Genomic DNA, 24,994 nt, shown 5'->3' with positions numbered 1-24,994 from the left:
GCTCACCAAACGACCGAGAGGCTTAGCAATAGCGCCCGGAATCCCGGACCCACGGTGGTATTACTGGGCTTGTCGACCGGTTCTGGGCCTCTCGGCGAGGGGCTGTGGGTGGCGGGGGTCAGGCGTCGTGGGTGAGGCCGAACCGCGCACCGGACGGATCCTGTATGACGGCAACCCGCCGGCTGCCGCCGACGGCCTTGGGGTCCTCGACCACGGAGCCGCCGGCCTCGGTGATCAGCGCGATCGCCTGCTCCAGGTCGTCGACGTGCAGGTGCGGGACGACGGCGGTGGTGCCGGGGACGAGGCCGATCTGCTGTCCGTCGACGTCGAACCCGACGTAGTAGTCCGAGTCGGCAACCGGTGGCACGCCCAGCAGCTTGGTGTAGAGCTCGCGGGAGGCGGCGAGATCCGTGGTCGGCAGCAGAACGGTCTGGAAGTTGCCCATGGTTTCGTGTTCCTTCGGTCGATTCGTGGTTGGCGCGTGCTGCGCTGTTCTGGTGACGAGCGGGCGGCGGAAAGTGTGACCGGTCGCGGCCGGTCGATGTGATGGACTGACCCCATGGACGAGCAGACTGCCCGGTTCGAGACCGAACGCCCCCGGCTGACCCGGATCGCCGAACGGCTGCTGGGCGATCACGCGGAAGCCGAGGATGCGGTGCAGAATACCTGGATCCGACTGGCACGCAACGAGACTCCGATCGACAACCTGCCGGGCTGGCTGACCACCGTCACCACCCGGCTGTGCCTGGACCGGCTGCGCGGCAAGTTGCCGGCACCGGAGGAGGACCTCGATCTGGACGAGACCGCGCCCGATCCGGCGGACGACGTGGTGCTCGCGGACACGGTGGGCAGCGCACTGCAGGTCGTGCTCGACCGACTCACCCCTTCCGAACGCGTCGCCTTCGTGCTGCACGACAGTTTCGCCGTCGACTTTCCCGCCGTCGCCAACATCCTCGGAGTCTCACCCGTCGCCGCCCGCAAGCTGGCGTCCCGGGCACGTCGCAAGGTCGCCGACGGGGCGAGCCCGGACAGCACGGTCGGGCGCTCCGACCACAGCGCGGTGGTGGACGCGTTCCTGCACGCCGCCAAGAGCGGTGACCTCGACGCCTTGCTGGGACTGCTCGCGCCCGAGGTGATCCTCGAGGGCGCCGATGCCGCCGCGGTCGCACTCGGCACCGCAAGACTGGTCGGCCGGGACCAGGTCGTCGGTCTGGTCAACGGCGGCATGAAGACCGCCTTCCCGGTCTTCATCGGCGGGCGGCCCGGCGTCGCATGGCTGCACCGCGGCGAGTTCAAGGTGGCGTTCGACTTCGTCGTCACCGACGGCGTGGTGCAACGCATCGAGCTGCGAGCCGCACCCGAGGTGCTGGCCATCACCCGCCGGCGCTGATCGGTCAGGGGCGCGTGCGCTCGGGGTCGGCGCCTGGCGGCCCGGCGAACGCCTGGATGATCCCGAGCCACTCGCGTGCCGGTCCGTCCGTCGCCACGAGCGAGGTGTCGTCCGGGTGCCGGCGCCGCACCGCAACCTGCGCGAATTCCCATGCAGGGCCGCTGATTCGGTGTATGGCGGCAGGGTCTCCCCAACTCCACTCCGCGCCGCTGGGCGCGGTGAGCGTGACGTGGATCGGCTCTTCGGGGACCGGGAGACCCCTGCCGGCATACGCGAACGCGCGCGTGGCCACCCCGAGGTGGCACACATGCCGGATCCGGTCCGTCGGCTCCGGCGTGACGTCGAGCGCGGCTGCGACGTCCAGGCCGTGCGCCCAGGTCTCCATGATGCGCGCGGTCGCCATCGACGTCGCCTTCATCGGCGGGCCGAACCACGGGATCCGAACGTCCGCCGGAGTCGCCCGCAGGGCAGCGGCGAGCGCGGCGCGGCCGGCGTCCCACCGGGTCATCAGCTCCGTCGGATCGGCAACGGCCAACTCCGCGGCACCGTCGTCCACGAACGTCGTCGGTGCGGACGCTGCCTCGGCCAGCACCACGTCCCAACCACGTGCCGTCTCCACGGACGGCACCACGGAAGCCGTTGCGCTGGTGGCGACTTCGTCGGTCCAGGTCAGGTGCGCGAGTTGATGTGCGACGGTCCATCCCGCGGCGGGTGTCGCCAGGGCGAGTGCGTCCGGCCCGGCCCGGCCGACCATCGCACGCAGGCTCGCGGACTCCGCCTGTAGGTCTGCCAGAAGTTCGTCGAGTCGCGTCACTGATCCGTCACGACCACGAGGCAGCCGATCGCGGGGGTCACTTCCGTGCGTCGCGCATCCGGCGGCGAGCTCCGGCGGTCAGCAGGCCGCCGCCGAGGATCGCGACGCCCAGGCCGGCGAACACGACGTCGTTGCTACCGCCGGAGTCCGCGCCGTCGGTGATGATCGGCGGGCCGGTGGTCACCGAGGTCGTGCTGGTGGTGGCGGGCGGCGTGCTCGTGCTGCTGCTCGTGCTCGTCGGAGGAGTGCTGGTGGGCGGCGTGCTGGTGCTCGATGCCGCCGTCACCTGCACACTGGCCACGGTCGCGTCCTGGCCGGCTGCGAGCGAGCATTCGATGTCGACGGGCACTCCCGAGTCGGTCGTCACCGATGCGGTGAGGTCGGCGGCGGTCACCGTCGCGGTACCGGCGGTGTCGCCGGCCTCCTCATCGGCCGCGGTCCCCGTAGCGTCGGTGACGACCGGCCCGGTGGCCGGCAGCGTCGTCTGCGGGACCGTCAGCGTGGCCGATCGGTCGCCCGCGGAGGCGACGTCACCGCTGACGGCATACGAGAACTTCACCGACCCGGACCACGAGGCGAAGCCCAGGGCGCGGAACTGCTCGGCCGCATCGTCACCGGCGGTGATCGATGCGTCGAAGTGCGACGTGCTGATCGCGGCCCCGGCCGCGACGGTGGTCGGGTAGTCGGTGTCGACGGTGACGGTCCACGGGTCGCTGAAGGTGAGCCCGATCGCCGGCACGGCGCAGGAGTACGCCAGTTGTGCGCTGGGTGCCGCGTGCGCCGGACCGGACAGAGCGACACCGGCGATGGTCAGTCCGGTCGCGATGCCGAGCGCGCCACCTGCCGCAAGCATCCTCGAGCCACGTGCTGTCCCCGATCGGGTGGTTCCGCGCATCCCTCACTCCTCCTCCGTATGGCGCCCAGCAAGCACAGGCGTCCGGGCCCACCATTGCCGCTTTGCACAGGCGTCGCAACCGGATCGGCGAAACCCGCCCGGCTACCGGCACGCCGCCGCGCCGCCCATAGGATCGAGACGCTCCGTTCCGGGGCACCCACCACCGTCACCTCGGGAGCTGTTCCATGACCTCTTCGGCCGACTTCCTCGCGCAGACCACCTCGCGTCTGGAGCGCATCGCCGCGCTCGCGGACGAAGGAGGTCTGGACCGGGCGACCACGCTGCTCGCCGACTCGATCGCTGCGGGCGGCATCGTCCACGTCTTCGGCACGGGGCATTCCGAGGCCTTCGCGATGGAGGTCGCCGGGCGCGCCGGCGGCCTGATCCCGACCAACAAGATCGCGCTGCGCGACTTGGTGCTCCGCGGCGGCGAGGACCGGTCGCTGCTCGGCAGCAGTCTGTTGGAACGGGACCCGCAGATCGCCGAGAAGCTGTGGGCGCTGGTGCCGGCCTCGCCGCAGGACGTCATCGTCATCGCGTCCAACTCCGGGGTGAACGGCTCGATCGTCGGTTTCGCACTGCAGGCCAAGGAGCAAGGTCACCCGGTCATCGCGGTCACCAGCCTGCAGCACACGGCAGCTGTCGAGCCGAAACACCCGAGCGGTCAACGCCTTTCGGAGATCGCCGACGTGGTCATCGACAACCTGGCGCCGTACGGGGACACGACACTGGAGGTCGCGGGGCTGGGGGTGGGCGCGGTGTCGTCGCTGACGGCGGCGTTCATCGCGCAGCTGCTGACCCTCGGCACGGTCGAGAAGCTTGCCCAGTCGTCCGAACCGCCGGTCTACATCTCCGCCAACACCCCCGGCGGGCACGAGCGGAACCTGCAGCTCGAGGCCGTGTATGGCGACCGCCTCATCCGCGGCGCCTGACGCACGGCACTCCCGGCCGCGCGTAGGTCCCCCCGGTGGGGACTTGCGCACGGGTTTCCGGTGCCGACCCGGTCATAGGTCGCCCCAGTGGGGAGCTGCGCCCGGCTTTCCGGTGCCGACCGGTCATAGGTCGCCCCAGTGGGGAGCCCGGCACGGCTGTCCGGTGCCGACCCGGTCATAGGTCGCCCCAGTGGGGAGCTGCGCCCGGCTTTCCGGTGCGGACCCGGTCATAGGTCGCCCCAGTGGGGAGCCCGGTACGGTCTCGTGCGGAAATGCGCGCACAGGTCGACCCTGGGGGGACTTGCGTACGGCTTCCGGCGGTGATCCCACCGCTACTTGTCGATGTCGCCCACCACGAAGAACATCGACCCGAGGATCGCGATCATGTCGGCGAGCAGGTTGCCGGGCAGCAGTTCGCCGAGCACCTGGATGTTGTTGAACGACGCCGACCGCAGCTTAAGTCGCCACGGCGTCTTCTCCCCGCGGGAGACCAGGTAGTAGCCGTTGAAGCCCAGCGGGTTCTCGGTCGCGAGGTAGTCGGTGCCCTCCGGGACCTTCAGCACCTTGGGCAGCTTGACGTTGACCGGGCCGCCGGGCATCGCCGCGAGCCGGTCGACGCACGCCTGAGAGATGTCGAGGGAGACGTGCACCTGCTCCAGCAGCACCTCGAGCCGGGCGAGGCAGTCGCCCTCGGTCCGGGTCACGACGCGGCCGGGGCCGCCCGGCGCGAAGAGCTCGTCATACACGAGGTAGGGCTGGTCGCGTCTCAGGTCGACATCGACACCTGACGCGCGCGCAATCGGCCCAGAAAGCCCGTATGCCGCCACGGTTCTCGCGTCGATCACGCCGACACCCCGGGTGCGGGCGCGCAGGATCTCGTTGCCGACCAGCAGGCTCTCCAGATCGGGCATCCGGCGCCGCACCGCCTCGATGGCCGCACTCACCCGTCCGAGCCAGCCGGCCGGGATGTCGTCGCGCAGCCCGCCGACGCGCCCGAACATGTAGTGCATCCGCCCGCCGGAGATCTCCTCCATGACCGCCTGCAGCTCCTCGCGCTCGCGGAACGCGTAGAAAATCGGCGTGATCGCACCGAGTTCGAGCGGGTAGGAGCCGAGGAACATCAGGTGGTTGAGCACCCGGTTGAGCTCGGCGAGCAGGGTGCGCGTCCACGTCGCCCGCTCGGGCACGTCGATGCCGAGCATGCGTTCGGCGATCAGCGCGACGCCGATCTCGTTGCTGAACGCCGACAGCCAGTCGTGCCGGTTGGCCAGCACCATGATCTGCCGGTAGTCGCGGACCTCGAAGAGCTTCTCGGCGCCGCGGTGCATGTAGCCGACGATCGGCTCGGCCGACTTGATGCGCTCGCCGTCGAGGGTGATCCGCAGCCGGAGCACCCCGTGCGTGGCCGGGTGCTGCGGCCCGATGTTGAGCACCATGTCGGCGGTGGCGAGACCACCGGCGCCGACCCCGACGGTGAGCTCGCGTTCTGGCATGGGGCCAGTCTGCCAAACGCTCGCCCTCCGACCTCCGAACCTCCCGATCAGGGGGTGCGGCGCAGTTCGCCGAGCCGGACGAGCACGACGCCGCCCACGATGAACACCCCGCCGAGCAGTTGTATGGCGAGGGGCAGCTGTCCGAGCAGCAGCCACGCGAACAGCACCGAGAACAGGACCTCGGCCAGTGCCACGAACGACGCCACGGTCTGCCCGAGGTCGCGGGCGGCGATGACACCGGCGAAGTAGGCGAACGCGGTGGCGATGACGGCGAGCGCGATCAGCGGGATCCAGAAGGGCACCTGGTGCTGGGCGAACGTCGTGTCCGAGGTGGTCGCGTGCATCGGCAGCACACCGACGAGACCGAGCAGTCCGAGTGCGAGAGCGCCGACCGTCATGCCGACCCCGGCGAGCGGCAGCGGCGGCAGGTCGTCGTCGGCGTTGCCGGCGATCACGAAGTATGCCGCGGAGCAGACCGCCGCACCGAGGCCCCACAGGATGCCCACGAGCGACAGGTGCGCGTCGCCGAAGATGTCGAGCACGAGCGCGAGCCCGCCGATGCAGACCAGCGCCCCGGCGATGGTGGCCGTTGCGGGGCGCCGCCGGGTCCACAGCCAGAAGCCGAGGACGAGCAGCACCGGGGAGAGGTATTCGAGCATCAGCGCGACGCCGACCGACAGGTGCTGCACCGCGTAGAAGTAGGCCAGCTGGCAGCCCGCGACGCCGGTGAGGCCGTAGATCAGGATCGGCAGCGCCTTGCGGCGCACGATGTTCCACTGGCCGCGCAGCGACCACGCGGTGGGCCCGGCCAGGACCAGCGCGGCGAGCCCGATCCGGGCGGTCACCGCGGCGGCCGGTGACCAGCCGGCGCGCAGCAGGGCGGTGGCGAAACTGCCGGACGTGCTGAACGCCGCCGCGGACGCCAGGGCGACCCCCACCGTGCCGACGTCCGGGCCCACACGTCGCACGTCGACCTGCGGAGTCAGGTCGGCGGGAACGCCTCGGGCGGTCAGGACGTCGGTGGTCATGAGGGGCCTCCTTCGAGAGGTGTGGAATGCGTAATGGGCAAAATGTTGTTTTACCCGTGGTGACCAGTCGATCGTAGAGTGTCCCCAGGACAGGAGTCAAAGTGGTTTTTGCTCATGACACGGAAGTGGCGTTGACCGGTGCTGCCGCGCTGGTCAATACCGCCGTCGAGGACCCGGATCCGTTGCTGGACGAGGCGTCCTACCTGGACTTCGTGCGTGGCTGGGAATGGAGCGGACCGGTCGTCGGGAGCGCGGCCGAGCGGGAGGCCGTGCGCGCCATACGGCCCGAGATCCGCGCGCTGTGGACCGACGACGAGCCGGCCCTGGTCGCCCGGGTCAACGACCTGCTGCGGCGCGAGTCGGCCCTGCCCCAGTTGGTCAAGCACGGCGACTGGGACTGGCACCTGCACGCCACCCCGCCGGACGCCCCGCTGGCGTCCCGGTGGATCGTCGAGGTCGCCATGGCGATGGTCGACGTGGTCCGGGCCGGTGAACTTCGCAGGTTGCGCACCTGCGCCGCCGACGACTGCGACGGCGTCCTGGTCGACCTGTCCCGCAATCGTTCCAAGCGCTACTGCGACCTCGGGTGCGGCAACCGGCTCGCGGTCGCGGCATATCGCGCCCGCCTCACGTCGGACTCCGGCGACGATCTCGAAAGGTAACCTGCAGCGGTGAGCAACCAAGGGGATGGAAACCCGCCGGAGAACAACGGCGGAAATCAGGGGGAGACCGAGAGCCAGTGGTCGGGCGGAGCCCAACCGTGGTCCGGCGACCAGGCCGGGCAGCCGTCGTGGTCGACGGGGCAGACCGGGCCCAATGTCGGCCCGACGATGAACAACCCGCAGAGCTCGTACTACGACCGCTTCGCCCAGGCGTCCGGGGAAGGCGTCGTCGTGACGCCGAAAAAACCCGGTGGCAACCGCGGCAAGCTGCTGATCGGTACCGCGGCGGCGTTGGTCGTCGTCATAGCAGCCGTGGCGATCTTCGCGCTGACCCGCAACAGTGACAAAGCCCCGACCCCGGCGGCGAGCTCGGCCGCCACGAGCAGCCTGCCACCGGTGACCGCCACGACGTGGGTCAACCCGACCCTCGCTGCCGGCGTACGTCCGCTGAAGGATGGCTGGCAATCACAACCGGGACACGGTGTTTTCGGGGTGTATGACGTGCCGAAGACCAAGGACTGGAAGGTCGAGTCCGACTCGATGACCCGCTTCTACGAGGACTCGAAGGGCAATATCCTCGCCGGGATGGGCGCAACGTCAACCTACGGCGTCGGCTTCTGCGACGCCAAGAAGGACCAATGGCTCGCCGTGGTGGGGATGCGCGGCGGCGGCAAGTCGGATCCGACCCAGCTGGGCGCGGACGAGGCGCAGAAGTTCGCCGACGCGATCAGCACGAGCAGCCACCACACACCGGGCACGGCGGGAAAACTCTCCGCCGCCAAGCAGCTCAAGGTCGACCAAGGGACGATCCCGGCGGTCGAATACACCATCACCGCTACGGCCGGCGACCCCACCAAGTGCGACAAAGGCAAGAAGTACGAGGTTCGCACCGTCACCTTCTCCGTGCAGGGCACGACCTACCAGTTCGTCACCATCCGCCTGCTCGGCGTTGGCAAGGAGCTGCCCGAGAGCACCCTGAACGACGTCATCAGCACCTTCCGGACCCGTGGCTGATCGATCCGCGGCGAGTGTTCGTCGGCGTCCCGGGCAGCAATAGGTAGCCTTTCAGCCGTGAGCAACCACGACGATGGCCAGGGGCAGCAGCCGGAGAACGAGCAGCAGCCGAGCGACCAGCAGCCGGGGCAGTCCGGGGGGCACCGGCTTCCGGGACAGTCGGGAGCCCAGCCGCGCCAGGACGCCACCGGCGGCCAGCAGCCGTGGACCGGTGGCCAGCAACAGCCCGGCAACACCGGAGGGCAGCAGCCGTGGACCGGCGGCCAGCCGCCGCAGCAGGGCAACACCGGAGGCCAACAGCCGTGGGCCGGGGGGCAGCCGCCGCAGCAGGGCAACACCGGCGGGCAGCAGCCGTGGACTGGGGGCCAGCAGCCGTGGTCCTCGGGGGGCCAACCCGCCCAACCGCCGTCGTGGTCGACGGGGGAGACCGGGCCCAATGTCGGCCCGACGATGAACAACCCGCAGAGCTCCTACTACGACCGCTTCTCGCAGGCGTCGGGCGAGGGTGTGGTGGTGCCGCCCAAGGGCAGCGGCACCGGCGGCGGCCGCGGGAAGATCCTGATCGGCATCGCCGCGGCGCTGGTCCTGGTCATCGCGGCGGTGGCGATCTACGCCTTCACCCGTAACAGCGACAAGACCCCGACCCCGGCCGCGAGCTCACCCGTCACGAGCAGCCTGCCGCCGGTCACCGCGACCACCTGGGTCAACCCGACCCTCGCCGCCGGGCAGCGCGCCCTCAAGTCCGGCTGGCAGGCGCAGTCCGCGAGTGATCCGCGCGGCGTGTTCGACGTTCCGGAGAACAAGGACTGGACGCTGGAGAGCAAGGACACCCTGTTCGGCTATGCCGACAGCAGTGGCAAGCCGCTGGTGGTCGCGAAGGCGCCCGCGCGCTACGGCGTCGGCTTCTGCTCCGCCAAGAAGACCGCCGAGAGCGCCTGGCTCGGGCTGGTCAATGTCGGCAAGCGCGATCCCGCCGATGCCGGCCCGGACCTCGCGCAGCGGTTCGCCGACGCCATCTCGTTGAAGAAGGACGGGTCGCACGCCAAGCAGGGCAAGATGTCGGCGGCCAAGCAGGTCAAGGTCAACCAGGACACCATCCCCGCGCTCGAATACACGATCACCACCGCGGTCGGCGACCCGGACGGTTGCGACAAGGGCCACGACTACGAGATCCGGACCGTGACCTTCCAGGCGGGTGGCAAGTCCTACCAGCTGGTCGCCATCCGGGAGCTCGACGCGCCCGGCGGCAAGACGCTGTCGACCAAGGTGCTGGACGAGATCATCACCACCTTCCGTCCGAGCAGCTGATCCGGTTCACCGGGTGATCGTGCTGATCGCCCACCAGAAGTCGCCCAGACCGCCCGGTGCCGTGAGCTCCGCGTGCGTGCCGCGCGCCGCCAGCTGGGTGAGGTATGCCGCAGGGTCGTCCCGCGCCAGCTCGATCGGCGGTCGGGGCGGCCGTAACCCGAGCCGCTCCAACAGGTCCCGCTGTTGCACGAGTTCGTCCGAGCCCAACGTGTCCATCGCCACGTGTGCCGTGATGTCGGTGCTACCGTCGGGCCGCGGCGCGCTCTGGACGCCGTCCCGGTAGCCGGTCAGCGTGCCCCCGACCGGCCGCCGCCCGCGCAGGTGACCGTAGTCGACGACGACGAGCAGTCCGGTGCCGATGCGCGCCCGCAGGTCGTTGTATGCCGCCTCGCGGCTCCTGCCGACCTCGGCTCGTCCCGTGTCACACCCGGCTGGCCAATTCCGCTGCAACCACTGCAGGTCCGGGCCTTCGACCACACTGCCGAGGCGCTCAGTGCCGTCGTCCGCGACCTCGACCTCGCGCCATACACCGTCGGCATATTCGACGATCGGGCACGGCACGACATCGAGCCACTCGTGCGCGACGACCAGCGCCCGGGTGAGGTCCCGGAGCCCGTCCGGGAGCCGCTCACCACCGGGTGCGACCAACCAGTCCGTCCCCGCGGGCAGCTCACGCGGCCGCTCCACGATGTCGACACCGGTCAGCCGGAGCCCCGGCGCGAGCGCGGCGATCTCGCCCAGCAGCTCGCCGCGACCCGCGCCGACATCGACGACGTCGCTGCACCCGGACCGTTCCGCGAGTGCCACCAGGGCGCGGGCGAGCAGCCGGCCGCCGCCGGGGATCCCCTGTGCGGAGGTCGCGAAATGTCCCGCAGGGCCCGCGGACTGGCGGTAGAACCCGTCCGGTCCGTAGAGCGCCTCGTGCCACGCCGTCTGCCAGGTCCGCCACACCACCGTCGCAGCCTACGTGGCCGGGGCGCTAGCGTCGTGCGGGTGAAGATGCGGACTCGCGTGGGTGAACCACGATGACCCGGCTGGAGCGACCGACCCTGCGGGTGGGCGTCGTGGGTGCCGGCCGGGTCGGGTCGGTCCTCGGCGCGGCACTGCGGGCCGCCGGGCACGAGATCGTGGCGGTGAGCGCCGTGAGCGAGGCCTCACTGGAGAGGGCGGCGCTGTTGCTCCCGGAGGTGCCGGTGCGGGACGTGCCGGAGGTGGTCGCCGCGGCGGACGTCGTGCTCCTGACGGTGCCGGACGACGCGATCGGTCCGCTGGTGTCGGGTCTTGCGGCGCAGGGCGCATGGGACGGCGGCCGACTTGCCGTGCACACCAGCGGTTTCCGGGGTCTCGACGTCCTCCAGCCGGTCGTCGACGTCGGTGGTGACGCGGTGGTGCTCCATCCGGTCATGACGTTCACCGGCCTCCCGAGCGACGTCGACCGCATCACCGGGACCCCGATCGCGGTGACCGCGTCGATGGGCGCCGACCTGGTCGCCGACGCGCTCGCGCTCGACCTGGGCGGTGAGCCGTTCCGGCTCGCGGACGAGGACCGGGCGCTCTACCACGCGGCCCTGTCGCACGCCGCCAACCACCTGACCACGGTGGTGGCGCAGTCGGCACAGATGCTGCGTGACGTGGGCATCGACGACGCCGATCTGCTGCTGCGGCCGTTGCTCGAGGCGGCGCTGGAGAACACCCTGCAGCGCGGCGACCGCGCCCTCACCGGCCCGATCGTGCGCGGCGACGTCGGCACCGTCGCGGCACACCTGGAGGCGCTGGAAGGACAACCCGACGACATCCGGCACGCCTACCGGGCGCTCGCCATCGCCACCACGACCCGCGCGGCGGCACGACGGGCGATGCCCGCGGAGACCGTGCAACCCATGCTCGACCTGCTCACCACGAAAGAAGACAGATGATCACCCCTCGAAGTTCTACGCTCGTACCTCGCTCCGATACTTCGCAAGGACACCGATGATCACCCCTCGAAGTTCTACGCTCGTACCTCGCTCCGATACTTCGCGGGGACCCCGATGACGTCACAACCGGTGGTCGCTCACACGCGCGAAGATCTGCTCCCCGCACGCAAGGCACTGGACGGCAGTGTCGCCGTCGTGATGACGATGGGTGCGCTCCACGAGGGGCATGCCGAGCTGATCCGGACCGCAAGGAAATCCGCCGATCACGTGGTGGTCACGATCTTCCTCAACCCGTTACAGTTCGCGGTCGGGGAGGACCTGTCGCGCTACCCGCAGACCTTCGACGACGACCTGGCGATCTGCGCACGCGAAGACGTGTCGGTCGTGTTCGCACCCACCCCGGACGTCGTCTACCCGCAGGGTGAACCCGGTGTCCGGGTGTCGGCCGGGCCGCTGGGCGAGGTGCTCGAAGGTGCCTCTCGCCCAGGGCATTTCGACGGTGTACTGACCGTGGTCGCCAAGCTGTTGCACCTGGTCCAGCCGGACTTCGCGTTCTTCGGGCAGAAGGACGCCCAGCAGCTGCTGCTGATCCGGCGGATGGTGCGCGACCTGGACTTCCCGGTCGAGGTCATCGCCGTGCCCACCGTCCGCGAAACCGACGGCCTCGCGCTCAGCAGCCGCAACACCTACCTCAGCGCCGCGGATCGTGAAGTGGCACTGAGTCTTTCGCGGGCCCTGCAGGCCGGCGCCGACCAGTCTGTCGCTGGTCCCGCGGCGGTGCGTCGTGCCGCCCGTGAGGTGCTGGTCCGCGAGCCGCTGGCGCTGGTCGACTATCTGGTGCTGGTGCATCCGGACTCACTCGAGCAGGTGCCGGAGTGGTACCGCGGCCCCGCGTTGCTCGCGGTCGCCGCCAAGGTGGGCACGACCCGGCTGATCGACAACCTGCCGCTGGAGATCGGCCCAGCCCACGAGGTGTGACCTCCCGGGCGGCACGAGTTCGTGACCGCCCGGGAGGTGCGTGACGTCACCGGGCCAACGAGCCCCAGCCGCTGGCGCCGCTGTAGCGGTTGGCGTTCGCGGTGCACTCGATCTTCGGTGTGCACCAGCCGTTGGTGCCGGCCCCGGTCACCGGGTTCGTCGTGCGCTGACCCGACCACAGTTGGCGCACCGACGGCTTGATGCCGCGGGCGGCATACATGCCTGCGGTGAGCGGTGACGCGAGGCTGGTGCCGCCGAGGACGAACCAGCCGGTCTGCCCTTCGTAACCGGTGCTGTCGTAGACAGCGGCCCCGGACGCGGGGTCCGCATCCGCAACGATCGCAACGGAGCTCGACTTCCCCGCGACACAGAACGACTGGCGCTGGAAGGCCGGTTTCGGCTGCACCGCCGAGCAGCCGCCACTGCTCAGCGACCACAGGTGTTCGGCCCACCCGCGCTTGGTGCCCGGTGTCTGCAGCAGGGTCGTGCCGCCGACGCCGACCACGGACGGCACCGTGGACGGGAAGCTCGGCTGCAGGCCGACATCCCCCGTGGAGGCCACGAGCGGCGTCCCCTTCGGCACCACGGTGGAAGTGCTCGACAGATCGGTCGACAGCTCCGAGCGGCCGAAACTGTTGGTGATCACGAACGACTTCCGCTTCGCGGCCTGGTGGTTGGCCGCCCCCAGATCCCCGTCGGACGGACTCTTGGCCTGCACGACCAGGATCTTGCAGGCCGGGCAGGTCGCGGAGACGGCCTGGACATCCATCGCCTGCTCGAGCGCCCAGCCCTCGTCGACATCGGTCGGTGGCTTACCGCCGTTCTGCCCGACGATCGTGAGGCAGCCGGACGCGACCGTGCACGCCGGTAGTCCGCTGGCCTTCCGGTAGGCCGCGAGATCCTTTGCCAACGTTGGATATCCGTATGCCGCAACAACAGCGACGGTGCGTCCGGACCCACCCGACTTCGGCAGGTGGTATGCCGCGCGGAAGTCCGTGGGACCGTAGCCCGCAGGTATGTCGGTGGCCGCAGCACGGACCGTGGAGCCGGTCCTCCGGGCGACGACCTTCGCCTGGCAGCGCATCGAATGCGGCTGTTTCGGCTCGGCGCAGGCATCGACCGCGACGTAACTCGAGGCGGTCAGCGTCCTGGGCTGGGCCGTGCGGAGCCGGTCGATCGCCGGGCCGTGCAGGGTCTTGCCGATGCTGCTGCTGGTGCCGCTGCCGGTGGTGGCTGCGGTCCGGTCCTCGGCGGGACGCGGCAGCCCGTCATACGCTCCGCTCGCCGGCTTGGTGTGAGTGCGTTGCACCCGCGGTCCGACCGAGGTGGTCGCAGGGCGTCGACCGACGGTGACCGGCGTGCCGGTGTCGCCGGTCCCCTTATCGGACAACGCGGTCCGCGGGCTACCGCAGATGCGCCATTGCCGGGATGCGAGGTCCTGGTCGTAGCCCACCAACCAGCCGTCGCCGCGCTTGTCCCCGTCCATCGAACCGGGGTGGTACCCGGCGAGGGCGGACAGCGAGTGCAGCGTGCTCCAGCCGGTGCCGTTCCATCGGGTGAGGCCGGTCCAGTCCTTGTCCCACAGCAGGTTGTCGTCCGCCGACCACACGTCGTTGCCGACCCGGGCCGCCACGTTCGTGTAGATCGCGCCGATGGTCAGCGCCTGTCGGGACTGCAACTTCCACTGGCCGTTGGTCGTCCGCGTGGACGAATACGGATAGCCGGTGAACGTGTCGTCGTTGCCCGTCCAGCCGCTCACGACCATCGTGCCGTTCGAGCTCCAGTTGATGTTCTCCGCCATCGTGGAGGCCTGACCGGGCACGGAGGGGAGCTCGACGCGCCGCATCCGGTTGCCCACCAGCTTCCCGGCGTAGGGCTTGCGGATGACGGAGACCTCCGCGGAGCTGGTGATGTCCTCGCCCAGCACCCAGAGTTCGCCCGTCGGGCTCACGTTCAACGACAGCGGCACCGACCACGGTGTGGTCGCGAGGTTGTTGGCCACGGTGTGCCAGGTGCCCCCGCTGTAGTGGGTGACGACCGCGGTCGCGCCCACCGCGGTGAAACGCGGCCCCACCGCCCAGAGGTCGCCCGGCTTGGTGGACACCATCGCATTGATGGCCCCGTCGTCACCGCCGAACGCCTTGGCCTCGGGGATCATCGACCATGTGTCGCCGTGCAGGTGGGCGATCATGCTCTTGCCCGATGGCAGTTCGGTCTCCACGAACAGGTCGTGGGAGGACGAGCCGGCGAGGTGGCCGCCGTACGTGCCGCGCGGAATGTTCGTCATCGTCCACCGGGTGCCGTTCCAGTGGGCAATGGCGGACTGGTCGTTCTTCGAGTCGTCATACGCGCCCGACAACACGACGTCGTTCGGGCCGAAGACCTTGACGTCCCAGGCACTGAACGACTTCGGTAGGCCGTTCGTCGGCGCGGGTTGCCACGTGCCGTTGCACAGTTGTGTGGTTCCGGCATTCGGCGCCGCCCCTGACGCCGTGGCACTGGCCGCCGCGGGTATCGAGCACGCCACGGCGCAGGCCGCGGCCACCGCCCATCCGGTGGTGCGCGCGCGTGAGCTGTTCATCGGACCTCCCCTGGTCGCGGTGCCTCGGCCGATCGCCGGGCACCTTCGTATTGGTCCTGACGCGGCGGGACGTTCGATCCGTTACGCGGGATCTCGGGATGCCGACTCCGACCTGCCGGACTGGCAGAAAATCGACACGTCGCTTTTCTGCGAGTCATTGTCGGTGGCGGAGCGCAGACTGGACCCGTGCTCACCGATCCGCAGACGTGCCTGACCGCCGTGCGGGCGCGGGATTCGCGCTTCGACGGCTGGTTCGTCACAGCCGTGCGCACGACCGGGATCTACTGCCGGCCGAGCTGTCCGGCGACGCCGCCGAAGGCGCGCAACATCACCTTCTACCCGAGCGCGGCTGCAGCACAGGCCGGCGGGTTCCGGGCGTGCAAGCGGTGCCGCCCGGACGCGAGCCCGGGATCCCCGGAGTGGAACGTCCGAGCCGATCTGGTCGCGCGTGCCATGCGGTTGATCGCCGATGGCGTGGTGGACCGGGAAGGGATCGCCGGACTGGCGCGGCGGCTCGGTTACAGCACTCGTCAGATCGAACGTCAGGTGCGTGCCGAACTCGGCGCGTCACCGCTCGCGCTCGCGCGTGCGCAACGGGCGCAGACCGCGCGCGTCCTCGTCGAGACCACGACCCTGCCGCTGACCCAGGTCGCGCACGCCGCGGGCTTCGGCAGCATCCGGTCGTTCAACGACACCATGCGGGAGGTGTTCGCCATGGCGCCGCGTGAATTGCGTGCCAAGGCAAGGATCTCCGCGGTGACCCCGGACGGCGTGGACCCTGCCTGGCATCACCTGCAGCTGCGGTTGCCGTTCCGCCGCCCCCTGTGTGTCGACAACCTCTTCGGGCATCTCGTGGCGACCGCGGTGCCCGGGGTGGAGGAGTGGCGGGACGGTGCCTACCGACGCACGATGCGGCTGCCGTCCGGGCCGGCGATCGTCGCGCTGCGCCCGCAGCAGGACCACGTCGCGGCCCGGGTTTGGCTGCGCGACCTCGGCGACCTGCCGGTCGCGATCAGCCGGTGTCGATGGCTGCTCGACCTGGACGCCGACCCGGAGGCGATCGACGCCGACCTGGGCCGTGACCCACGACTGGCGGCCATGGTGGCCGGCGCACCCGGGCGACGGGTGCCCCGGACCGTCGACGGCGCCGAGCTGGCACTGCGCCTGGTGATCGGGCAGCAGATCTCGACCCGTGCCGCCCGCACCCACGCCGGCCGGCTCGTGGCGGCATACGGGGTGCGCGTCGCCGACCCGGACGGCGGACTCACCGCGACGTTCCCCGACCCGGCCGTCGTCGCCGATGCCGACGACGCGACCCTCGCCATGCCGCAACGTCGCCGCGACACCCTGCGCGGTCTCGCGGTGGCGCTGGCGAGCGGTGACCTCTATGTCTCGACCAGTGCCGACTGGCAACGCGCCCGCGACGGCCTGCTCGCGCTGCCCGGCATCGGCCCGTGGACCGTCGAGGGCGTCGCCATGCGCGCACTCGGCGACCCCGACGCCTTTCCCGCCAGCGACCTCGGGGTCCGGCAGGCGATGGCCGCACTCGGCCTGCCCGACCGGGGCACCGCGCAGCTGCGGGCCAGCGCGCCGTGGCGGCCCTGGCGCGCCTACGCCGTACAACACCTGTGGGCCAGCGGCAGCCACGAGATCAATCGACTTCCCGATCAGGCAAGGAGCGACGGATGACGACACGGCACGCGGTGCTGGAACAAACACCGATCGGACCGCTCACACTGGTCGCGGACGGTGAAGAGCTGGTCGGCGTCTACATGGAGACCCACCAGCACGCGCCGGCCGCGAACGATTTCGGCGAACGGGTCGACGGCGACCCGGTGCTTTCCACGGTCGCGCAGCAACTGCGCGAATACTTCGCCGGCGAACGCGAGGAATTCGATCTCCCGGTGCGCCCAGCGGGCACCGAATTCCAACAGCGGGTATGGCGTGCGTTGCGCGAGATCCCGTACGGACAGACGTGGAGCTACGGCGAATTGGCGCAGCACATCGGCAGCCCGACCGCCAGCCGGGCCGTCGGGCTGGCGAACGGCCGCAACCCGATCTCCATCGTCATCCCGTGCCATCGGGTGATCGGCGCCAACGGCAGCATGACCGGCTACGGCGGCGGTATTCACCGGAAGCAGTGGTTGCTGGCGCACGAGAAGGCCGTCGAGGACCCGCAACAACAACTGTTCTGAAGCCCGGTGCCCGCACCGGCCATGATTCGGGCACTCGGTCGACTGGCTTACCATGGAAGACGTGTGGCCCTACATCGAGACTCTGATCCCGTCGATCGGGTTGCTCTATCTGCTTTACGTCATTCTCAAGCACATTGTGGAAGGCGACCGGCGCGAACGCATTGCGCACGCTCAGTGGGAGCGCGAACAAGATCGCCTCGCCGGGCAGGACTCCGAACATCAGGAGCACTGACTCCGGTCCGCGCCGTGCTGCTTAACGGCCGGACCGCCCGATCGCACGCACCGCATTAATCCCGCCGGAATTGCCCGTCTTGGTTTCGTGGCACCTAACTTACGTTGTGTTAGCGTTGCGTTGAAACCAGTGAATCCACGGTAGGAGAATGCACAATGGCTCAGCGTGTTCAAATTCTGCTCGAGGACGACCTCGACGGATCCGAGGCGACCGAGACAGTCAATTTCGCGCTTGACGGCAAGGCATACGAGATTGATCTCTCGGCCGCAAATTCTGCACAGTTGCGCGATGACCTCGCGAAATGGATCGGCCATGCCCGTTCCATTCGGGGTCGTCAGCGGCTGGCCCCGAGTCGGGTCGCCAGCGGACGCACCGATCTGAACAAGGTGCGGGAATGGGGCCGCAAGAACGGTTTCAAGGTCAGTGACCGCGGCCGGGTGTCGGCCGAGGTGCAGGAGGCATACGCGCGCGCCAACTCCTGACCGGTGCCCGCGGCCGCGGCCTTTCCGGTCACGGCCGCGCACTCGCGGTGAAGCCGCCCATTGCGTGAATTCCACGCGATGGGCGGTCTTCTGCTGTCTGTGAATAGTGGCTGTACTCGCCGGTTTTACCGACTGTCCAGGATCCCGTCGGAGAAGAGATCGCCAAGGTTGTCGAGCCGATCAAGGACCTCGTCGAACAATAGTTGACGCAGGGTGCCGGCTTTCTCCGCGCCCTGCTGGATCTCATCCCAGGTGCGCGGCGCGGCGACCGTCGGGCGTTCCTTGCCGCGCATCGAATACGGCGCGATCGTGGTCTTGGCGGCGGTGTTCTGTGACCAATCCAACAACACTTTCCCCGGGCGTTTCGACTTCGTCATCTTCCAGACGACCAGATCCGGGTGCTCACGGGTGAGTTGTTGCGCCAATTCGCGTGCTGCATCCCGGATCGCTTCGCTGGATTGGCTGCCGTCCAGGGCGGCATACACCTGCATGCCTTTACTGCCGGACGTGACGGGTACACAACGGTCCAGGCCGATGCCGGCCAACCGGTCCCGGACGATGAGGGCGAGGCGGGCGCAGTCGCCCAGTCCGGCCGGAGCACCCGGGTCGAGGTCGATAACCAACCGGTCGGGGTGTGCCGGGACCTCCTCGGCCAACCGCCACTGCGGCACGTGGAACTCCAACGACGCCAGGTTGACCAGGTAGAGCAGCTCGGCCAGCGACGCGATCACCGGGTAGGTCACCTGATCGCCGGTGCCGCGCGAACCGGACGACGGCAGGCTGACCCGGGGCAGCCAGGTCGGCGCGCCCGGTGGCAGGTTCTTCTCGAAGAAGGACAGGTCCGCCACCCCGTGCGGCCACCGGATGCGGGTGGCCGGTCGGTCGGCGACCACCGGGAGCAGGGCCGTGGCGACCTGCGTGTAGTAGTGCAGCACCTCGCCCTTGGTGGTCTCGGTGCCCGGGTAGAGCACCTTGTCCAGGTTGCCCAGTTTCAGCCGGCGTCCGTCGACCTCGGTGATGATCTGCCCGTCAGCCATCGGCCCCACCCCCCGGAGTTCTCCGCTCGTTCCTCGCTTCGATGCTTCGCGGGGACCCCGCGGTCTCCGTCCGCACCAGGTCCTGCGGCGTCAGGTCGGAGCGCAGCCCGCGCCAGGACGGCTGCCGCAGTTGACCGGCCTCGGAGATGCCGAGGAACTCCACGTCCGCGATCAGCTCCGGGCGCACCCAGTTGATCGCGCCACGATCGGCCTCGCCGACCGGCACCTCGTCGAACGGCGGTGTCTCGCAGGGGATCTCACGCAACCGGTCCAGCAGGTCCGCGCCCCGCCCGCCCGCCAGCCCGGATCCCACCCGGCCGCGGAACAGCAGCGGCCCGTCCGGGCTGGGCGTCGCCAGGTAGACCGACCCCAGCGCGCGGGCGTTGTCGCGCTCCGGCAGCCACCCGCAGATCAGGAACGAGTCGGTGCGCCGGTGCACGATCTTGCGCCAGTCGGGGCTGCGCCGCCCCGGCCGGTATGGCGAGCCGAGTCGCTTGGAGACCACGCCTTCCAGCCCCTGGGCGGCGGTCGCTTCCGCCAGCTGCGCGCCGTCGGTGAACGTCGCCGGCGTCTGCACCACGCCCGTCTGCAGGTCCAGCCCCTCCAGCAGTTGCCGGCGTTGCCGCAGCGGCATCGCCAGGGTCGGGCGGTTCATCGCCTGCAGCACGTCGAACACCAGGTAGGTGGCCGGTGCAGCGCTCGCCAGCCGCGCGGCCATCGCCGCGTCGGACACGTTGAAGCGCTCGGCGAGCGCCGCGAAGGACGGGACGCCGTCGGTCATCACCACCACCTCGCCGTCCAGGAGCAGATCGTCATACCCCTGTAGGCCGGCGCCGGGCCGCAGCAGCTCGGGGAAGGCGACCGACACGTCCCGCTCGGTGCGGGAGGTGAGACGCACCGACGAACCCGACACGTGGGCGAGCACCCGCATGCCGTCCCACTTCACCTCGTGCACCCACTCGTCGCCCTCCGGCACGGTGTTCGCGGGGGTGGCGAGCATGGGACGCATGCGGTCAATCTTGCCCTGAGAGGAATCCGGTGCGGATAATCGTTCGATGCGTGCGATGTGGAAGGGCGCAGTTTCCTTCGGCCTGGTCAACGTGCCGGTGCGGTTGTACTCCGCCACGGAGAACCACGACGTGCAGTTCCGGCAGGTGCACCGGGAGGACGGTGGCCGCATCAAGTACCAGCGGGTCTGCTCGATCGACGGCGAGCAGGTGTCGTACGACGACATCGCCAAGGGTTACGAGACCGAGGACGGCCAGATGGTCGTGCTCACCGACGAGGACCTGGCCGAGCTCCCGATCAGCAACAGCAAGGAGATCGCGGTCGACAAGTTCGTCCCGACCGACCAGATCGACCCGATGCTGCTGGACAAGAGCTACTACCTGGAGCCGGACAAGGGCGCGCTGAAGCCTTACTCGCTGCTGCGGGACGCGCTGCGGTCCACGGACCGGGTGGCGTTGGTCACGGTGTCGCTGCGGACCCGGTCCACCGTGGCGTTGCTGCGCGTCCACGACGAGGTGATCGTGCTGCAGACGCTGCTGTGGCCGGACGAGGTCCGCGCCGCCGACTTCGGGGTGCTGGACGAGAGTGTCGAGACCAGCGACGCGGAGCTGGCGATGGCGGGGATGCTCGTGGAGTCGCTGTCCGGCGACTACGAGCCGGAGGACTACACCGACGACTACGAGCGGGCGGTCAAGGCGGTCGTGGAGGCCAAGCTCGAGGGCCACGAGGTGCAGGCGGTGCCCGAGGAGGAGGACGAGGGCGGCGAGGTGCTCGACCTGCTGGCCGCACTGCAGCAGAGCGTCAACCGGGCCAAGGCGTCCCGGGGTGAGCCGGTGGACGAGCCGGATGCCGGTGCGAAGCCGGCCGCGACGAAGGCTGCGAAGAAGCCCGCCAAGAAGGCCGCGGCGAAGAAGGCAGCGGCGAAGAAGACGACCGGCGCGAAGTCGTCCGGTAAGAAGACCGCGACCAAGAAGTCGGCGGCCAAGTCCGCCGCGAAGAAGCCCGCGAAGAAGGCCGGCTGACCGACGGTCCGGCATGGGTATGGCACGGAGCGCGCGCACCGCCGTTGCGCTCTGCGCGAACACGCGTGACCAGCGCCCGTGGCTGGAACATGCTGACCGCCGTTGGCGTTGTTCGCGTCAAGACCAGCTGTGGCACTGTGTCGCGCTGTGGTCAGCGCTGCCCAACCCCAGTCGCTGCAGTTAGCATCGATGGTGGCGAGAGCTACCCGAGGAGTTAGAGATGTTCGAACGGTTCACCGACCGCGCCCGGCGAGTTGTGGTGCTCGCTCAGGAAGAGGCGCGCATGCTCAACCACAACTACATCGGCACCGAACACATCCTGCTCGGCCTGATACACGAAGGGGAGGGTGTGGCGGCCAAGGCTCTGGAGAGCATGGGCATCTCGCTGGACGCCGTTCGTGAGCAGGTGCAGGAGATCATCGGCCCGAGCCAGCAGACGCAGTCCGGACACATCCCGTTCACGCCGCGCGCCAAGAAGGTGCTCGAGCTGTCGCTGCGGGAGGGCCTGCAGCTGGGCCACAGCTACATCGGCACCGAGCACATCCTGCTCGGCCTGATCCGGGAGGGCGAGGGCGTCGCCGCGCAGGTGCTGGTGAAGATGGGCGCCGACCTGTCGCGGGTGCGCCAGGTCGTCATACAGCTCGTCTCCGGTTACCAGGGCAAGGAGCCGCAGGGTGCCGGTGTTGGTCAGCCCGGGCAGGAGACCGGCACGCCCGCCGGTTCGCTGGTGCTCGACCAGTTCGGCCGCAACCTGACGCAGGCCGCCCGCGAGGGCAAGCTCGACCCGGTCATCCAGCGTGACCAGGAGATCGAGCGGGTCATGCAGGTGCTGTCCCGACGCACCAAGAACAACCCTGTCCTCATCGGGGAGCCCGGTGTGGGCAAGACCGCCGTCGTGGAGGGTCTTGCCCAGGACATCGTCCGCGGCGAGGTCCCCGAGACGCTGAAGGACAAGCAGCTCTACACCCTCGACCTCGGGTCGCTGGTCGCGGGCAGCCGCTACCGCGGTGACTTCGAGGAGCGGCTGCGCAAGGTGCTCAAGGAGATCCGCACCCGCGGCGACATCATCCTGTTCATCGACGAGATCCACACGCTCGTCGGCGCCGGTGCCGCCGAGGGCGCCATCGACGCCGCCTCGATCCTGAAGCCGATGCTGGCCCGGGGCGAGCTGCAGACGATCGGTGCGACCACCCTCGACGAATACCGCAAGCACATCGAGAAGGACGCCGCGCTGGAGCGCCGGTTCCAGCCGATCCAGGTGCAGGAGCCGACGATCCCGCACGCGATCGAGATCCTGAAGGGGCTGCGCGACCTTTACGAGGCGCACCACCGGGTGACGATCACCGACGCTGCGCTGGTGGGCGCGGTCAACATGGCCGACCGCTACATCAACGACCGGCACCTGCCGGACAAGGCGATCGACCTGATCGACGAGGCCGGCGCCCGGTTGCGCATCCGCCGGATGACCGCTCCGCCGGACCTGCGCGAGTTCGACGAGAAGATCGCGCACGTCCGCCGTGAGAAGGAGTCGGCGATCGACGGGCAGGACTTCGAGAAGGCCGCCGCGCTGCGCGACGACGAGAAGAAGCTGATCCAGGCCAAGGAGCAGCGCGAGAAGGAGTGGAAGGCCGGCGACATCGACGTCGTCGCGGAGGTCGACGAGGAGTTGATCGCCGAGGTGCTGGCCGCTTCGACCGGCATACCGGTCTTCAAGCTGACCGAGGAGGAGTCCAGCCGCCTGCTGCGGATGGAGGACGAGCTGCACAAGCGCATCGTCGGCAACGACGACGCGATCAAGGCGCTGTCCCAGGCGATCCGGCGCACCCGCGCCGGGCTGAAGGACCCGCGCCGTCCCGGTGGTTCGTTCATCTTCGCCGGTCCGACCGGTGTCGGTAAGACCGAGCTGGCCAAGGCGCTCGCCGAATTCCTCTTCGGCGACGAGGACTCGCTGATCACCCTCGACATGTCGGAATTCTCCGAGAAGCACACCGTGTCCAGGCTGTTCGGTTCGCCCCCCGGTTACGTCGGCTACGAAGAGGGCGGCCAGCTGACCGAGAAGGTCCGCCGCAAGCCGTTCTCCGTCGTGCTGTTCGACGAGGTCGAGAAGGCCCACCCGGACATCTTCAACTCGCTGTTGCAGATCCTGGAGGACGGCCGGTTGACCGACAGCCAGGGCCGGGTGGTCGACTTCAAGAACACCGTGATCATCATGACCACCAACCTCGGCACCCGCGACATCGCCAAGGGTGTCTCGCTCGGCTTCGCGTCCGGCAACGACACCGCGACCGGCTACGAGAAGATGAAGGCCAAGGTCCAGGACGAGCTGAAGCAGCACTTCCGGCCCGAGTTCCTCAACCGTGTCGACGACACGATCGTCTTCCCGCAGCTGACCCAGGACGAGATCGTGCAGATCGTCGATCTGCGGATCGCCGACCTGGACAACCGGCTCAAGGACAAGGACATGGCGATCGAGCTCACCGCTTCCGCCAAGCAGCTCCTGGCCACGCGGGGTTACGACCCGGCGCTCGGTGCCCGTCCGTTGCGCCGCGCCATCCAGCGCGAGATCGAGGACATGCTGTCCGAGAAGATCCTCTACGGCGAGCTCGGGGCCGGTGAGATCGTGCTGGTCGACGTCGAGGGCGAGGGCAAGGAGGCCACCTTCACCTTCACCGGCAGCCCGAAGCCGCAGGCTCCCGACGCGTTGACCGTCGAGACCGCCGGTGGGATCGATCTCGGCAAGGACTGACGATCGGCGTAGCTGTCTGCCGAGGGGCCGCGCGGAGTTGATCCGCGCGGCCCCTTCGTCATACCCGCTTCGCGCGGGGTGCCGAGGTGGCGACGGTCGCTGGTTGGGTGCGCGGTTCGCGCCGGGACCCGTGCGCAGCCGGCGACGGTCGCTGGTTGGGCACCTGTCACGTCATACCCGCCGTTGCGGAAAGATGTCGTCATGACACTGCGCGACCCCGAGCTCACGATCCGTCCGGCCGTTGCCACGGACGTGCGTCGCATCCGCACCCTGGTGAAGTCGTACGTCGATGCGCGCGCGATCGTGCCGAAGCCGGCGGTGGCCTACTACGAGGGTGTGCAGGAGTTCCTCGTCGTCGAACGCGGCGACCGGATGGTCGGCTGCGGCGCGTTGCACGTGATGTGGGAGGACGTCGCCGAGGTCCGCACCCTCGCCGTGGACCCGATGGAGAAGGGGCAGGGCATCGGCAGCACGCTGCTCGCACAGCTGCTCGACCGGGCGCGCGAACTCTCGGTCAAGCGCGTCTTCTGCCTCACCTTCGAGGTCGGCTTCTTCGCCAAGCACGGGTTCTCCGAGATCGACGGTGAGCCGGTCACCCCGGATGTGTACGCCGAGATGCTGCAGTCGTATGACGAGGGCGTCGCGGAGTTCCTCGACCTCGACCGGGTCAAGCCCAACACCCTCGGCAACCACCGCATGCTGCTGACCCTCTGACCGCCGCGCCCTCCCGCCACCCCTTTGCCGACAGGCCCACAAACCACCGACAGGCCCAGTAATGCGGGTATTCCAGACGGCTATTCGCCCGCATTTCTAGGCCTGTCGGCATTTGCTGAGCCCCTCGGCGAGGCGGAACGCGCTAGCGTCGTGACGATGAGCGACAACACCAGCAGTCAGATCGACGTCGACGCCGCACCGAGCGGTACCGGGTGCGCGGACTGCGAGGCGAGTGGCGGTTGGTGGGTGCACCTGCGCCGCTGCGCCGCCTGCGGGCACGTGGGATGTTGCGACACCTCACCGAGCCAGCACGCCACGCACCATGCGACCGACACGGGCCACCGCTTCGTGCAGAGCTTCGAACCGGGCGAGGACTGGTTCTTCGACTATCAGACGAAGGAATTCGCCGAGGGGCCGGAGCTTGCGGAGCCGACCAGCCGGCCGGACGCGCAGAGCGTCCCGGGTCCGGACGGACGGGTCCCGGCGAACTGGGCCGAGCTCATCCACCGCTGACTCGTGCCCGTCCGCACCACCCGACGCCCTCTTG

At 69.4% G+C, this 24,994-nt stretch carries 25 protein-coding genes; 16 read left to right on the top strand and 9 right to left on the bottom strand.

Annotated elements, in window-relative coordinates:
- Positions 1-118: 118 nt before the first annotated feature.
- Complete coding sequence (locus FHU39_RS14650) at positions 119-445, bottom strand: VOC family protein (protein ID WP_183321340.1); 327 nt, start codon at positions 443-445, stop codon at positions 119-121.
- 114 nt (positions 446-559) lie between these two features.
- Between FHU39_RS14650 and FHU39_RS14645 the strand changes: the two genes are divergently transcribed.
- On the top strand, positions 560-1,390 hold the full coding sequence (locus FHU39_RS14645) for a sigma-70 family RNA polymerase sigma factor (RefSeq protein ID WP_183321339.1): 831 nt from the start codon (positions 560-562) through the stop codon (positions 1,388-1,390).
- Positions 1,391-1,394: 4 nt separating this feature from the next.
- Here the strand turns inward: FHU39_RS14645 and FHU39_RS14640 are convergent, their stop codons facing one another.
- Together FHU39_RS14640 and FHU39_RS14635 are read right to left on the bottom strand one after the other, a co-directional pair.
- Positions 1,395-2,204, bottom strand: coding sequence for a TIGR03084 family metal-binding protein (locus FHU39_RS14640; protein ID WP_183321338.1), 810 nt, complete (start codon positions 2,202-2,204; stop codon positions 1,395-1,397).
- Between the two features lie 37 nt (positions 2,205-2,241).
- Positions 2,242-3,099: a DUF6801 domain-containing protein gene (locus FHU39_RS14635; RefSeq protein ID WP_183321337.1), complete on the bottom strand. Its 858-nt coding sequence runs from the start codon at positions 3,097-3,099 to the stop codon at positions 2,242-2,244.
- A gap of 185 nt (positions 3,100-3,284) precedes the next feature.
- Here FHU39_RS14635 and FHU39_RS14630 point away from each other — a divergent pair, with 185 nt between their 5' ends.
- Positions 3,285-4,031: a sugar isomerase domain-containing protein gene (locus FHU39_RS14630; protein WP_183321336.1), complete on the top strand. Its 747-nt coding sequence runs from the start codon at positions 3,285-3,287 to the stop codon at positions 4,029-4,031.
- 332 nt (positions 4,032-4,363) lie between these two features.
- On the opposite strand, the gene FHU39_RS14625 is transcribed toward FHU39_RS14630, so the two are convergent.
- Both FHU39_RS14625 and FHU39_RS14620 read right to left on the bottom strand, forming a co-directional pair.
- On the bottom strand, positions 4,364-5,524 hold the full coding sequence (locus tag FHU39_RS14625; RefSeq protein ID WP_183321335.1) for an NADH-quinone oxidoreductase subunit D: 1,161 nt from the start codon (positions 5,522-5,524) through the stop codon (positions 4,364-4,366).
- 47 nt (positions 5,525-5,571) lie between these two features.
- Positions 5,572-6,552, bottom strand: a complete 981-nt coding sequence (locus FHU39_RS14620) for an EamA family transporter (protein ID WP_183321334.1) — start codon at positions 6,550-6,552, stop codon at positions 5,572-5,574.
- Between the two features lie 101 nt (positions 6,553-6,653).
- Between FHU39_RS14620 and FHU39_RS14615 the strand changes: the two genes are divergently transcribed.
- The 3 genes from FHU39_RS14615 to FHU39_RS14605 are packed head-to-tail and all read left to right on the top strand — an operon-like array spanning position 6,654 to position 9,536.
- Positions 6,654-7,214: a CGNR zinc finger domain-containing protein gene (locus tag FHU39_RS14615; protein ID WP_183321333.1), complete on the top strand. Its 561-nt coding sequence runs from the start codon at positions 6,654-6,656 to the stop codon at positions 7,212-7,214.
- Between the two features lie 9 nt (positions 7,215-7,223).
- Positions 7,224-8,228 (top strand): DUF8017 domain-containing protein, encoded by a 1,005-nt coding sequence (locus FHU39_RS14610; protein ID WP_183321332.1) that lies wholly within the window; start codon positions 7,224-7,226, stop codon positions 8,226-8,228.
- 57 nt (positions 8,229-8,285) lie between these two features.
- Positions 8,286-9,536 carry a DUF8017 domain-containing protein gene (locus FHU39_RS14605; protein WP_183321331.1) on the top strand — a complete coding sequence of 417 codons (1,251 nt, stop codon included), beginning with the start codon at positions 8,286-8,288 and terminating at the stop codon, positions 9,534-9,536.
- 6 nt (positions 9,537-9,542) lie between these two features.
- Here FHU39_RS14605 and FHU39_RS14600 read toward each other — a convergent pair whose 3' ends face one another.
- A complete protein-coding gene (locus tag FHU39_RS14600) occupies positions 9,543-10,490 on the bottom strand; it encodes an SAM-dependent methyltransferase (RefSeq protein ID WP_183321330.1) in 948 nt (315 codons plus the stop codon).
- Between the two features lie 71 nt (positions 10,491-10,561).
- On the opposite strand from FHU39_RS14600, the gene FHU39_RS14595 reads away from it, so the two are divergent.
- Together FHU39_RS14595 and panC are read left to right on the top strand one after the other, a co-directional pair.
- Positions 10,562-11,452, top strand: a complete 891-nt coding sequence (locus FHU39_RS14595; RefSeq protein ID WP_183321329.1) for a Rossmann-like and DUF2520 domain-containing protein — start codon at positions 10,562-10,564, stop codon at positions 11,450-11,452.
- 114 nt (positions 11,453-11,566) lie between these two features.
- The gene (panC, locus tag FHU39_RS14590) at positions 11,567-12,430 is read left to right on the top strand and encodes a pantoate--beta-alanine ligase (protein WP_183321328.1); all 864 of its coding nucleotides are present in this window, start codon (positions 11,567-11,569) and stop codon (positions 12,428-12,430) included.
- A gap of 46 nt (positions 12,431-12,476) precedes the next feature.
- On the opposite strand, the gene FHU39_RS14585 is transcribed toward panC, so the two are convergent.
- A complete protein-coding gene (locus FHU39_RS14585) occupies positions 12,477-14,717 on the bottom strand; it encodes a S53 family peptidase (RefSeq protein ID WP_183321327.1) in 2,241 nt (746 codons plus the stop codon).
- Here FHU39_RS14585 and FHU39_RS14580 point away from each other — a divergent pair.
- From FHU39_RS14580 to FHU39_RS14560, 5 genes are all read left to right on the top strand, one after another.
- A complete protein-coding gene (locus FHU39_RS14580) occupies positions 14,695-15,225 on the top strand; it encodes a hypothetical protein (RefSeq protein ID WP_183321326.1) in 531 nt (176 codons plus the stop codon). The genes FHU39_RS14585 and FHU39_RS14580 overlap by 23 nt on opposite strands.
- The gene (locus tag FHU39_RS14575) at positions 15,198-16,700 is read left to right on the top strand and encodes an AlkA N-terminal domain-containing protein (protein WP_183321325.1); all 1,503 of its coding nucleotides are present in this window, start codon (positions 15,198-15,200) and stop codon (positions 16,698-16,700) included. The genes FHU39_RS14580 and FHU39_RS14575 overlap by 28 nt, the downstream gene beginning before the upstream one ends.
- Complete coding sequence (locus FHU39_RS14570; protein WP_183321324.1) at positions 16,697-17,206, top strand: methylated-DNA--[protein]-cysteine S-methyltransferase; 510 nt, start codon at positions 16,697-16,699, stop codon at positions 17,204-17,206. The genes FHU39_RS14575 and FHU39_RS14570 overlap by 4 nt, the downstream gene beginning before the upstream one ends.
- Positions 17,207-17,258: 52 nt before the next feature.
- Positions 17,259-17,438, top strand: a complete 180-nt coding sequence (locus tag FHU39_RS14565) for a hypothetical protein (protein ID WP_183321323.1) — start codon at positions 17,259-17,261, stop codon at positions 17,436-17,438.
- A 155-nt stretch (positions 17,439-17,593) separates the two neighbouring features.
- Entirely contained in the window at positions 17,594-17,920 is a 327-nt protein-coding gene (locus FHU39_RS14560) for a histone-like nucleoid-structuring protein Lsr2 (protein ID WP_183321322.1), read from the top strand.
- Between the two features lie 125 nt (positions 17,921-18,045).
- Here FHU39_RS14560 and ligD (FHU39_RS14555) read toward each other — a convergent pair whose 3' ends face one another.
- Positions 18,046-18,957, bottom strand: coding sequence for a non-homologous end-joining DNA ligase (ligD, locus tag FHU39_RS14555; protein WP_183321321.1), 912 nt, complete (start codon positions 18,955-18,957; stop codon positions 18,046-18,048).
- Positions 18,950-19,966, bottom strand: coding sequence for a non-homologous end-joining DNA ligase (gene ligD / locus FHU39_RS14550; RefSeq protein ID WP_183321320.1), 1,017 nt, complete (start codon positions 19,964-19,966; stop codon positions 18,950-18,952). Before ligD (FHU39_RS14550) ends, ligD (FHU39_RS14555) begins: the two co-directional genes overlap by 8 nt.
- Positions 19,967-20,012: 46 nt before the next feature.
- Between ligD (FHU39_RS14550) and ku the strand changes: the two genes are divergently transcribed.
- From ku to FHU39_RS14530, 4 genes are all read left to right on the top strand, one after another.
- Positions 20,013-20,987 (top strand): non-homologous end joining protein Ku, encoded by a 975-nt coding sequence (gene ku, locus FHU39_RS14545; protein ID WP_183321319.1) that lies wholly within the window; start codon positions 20,013-20,015, stop codon positions 20,985-20,987.
- A gap of 220 nt (positions 20,988-21,207) precedes the next feature.
- Complete coding sequence (locus FHU39_RS14540) at positions 21,208-23,733, top strand: ATP-dependent Clp protease ATP-binding subunit (protein ID WP_183321318.1); 2,526 nt, start codon at positions 21,208-21,210, stop codon at positions 23,731-23,733.
- Positions 23,734-23,934: 201 nt separating this feature from the next.
- Entirely contained in the window at positions 23,935-24,447 is a 513-nt protein-coding gene (locus tag FHU39_RS14535; RefSeq protein ID WP_183321317.1) for an amino-acid N-acetyltransferase, read from the top strand.
- A 156-nt stretch (positions 24,448-24,603) separates the two neighbouring features.
- Entirely contained in the window at positions 24,604-24,960 is a 357-nt protein-coding gene (locus FHU39_RS14530; protein WP_183321316.1) for a UBP-type zinc finger domain-containing protein, read from the top strand.
- Positions 24,961-24,994: the final 34 nt, after the last annotated feature.

The organism is Flexivirga oryzae (assembly GCF_014190805.1).
GTDB lineage: Bacteria > Actinomycetota > Actinomycetes > Actinomycetales > Dermatophilaceae > Flexivirga > Flexivirga oryzae.
The sequence above is the reverse complement of the archived record's forward strand: the minus strand, read 5'-3'. Positions and strand labels throughout refer to the sequence as shown.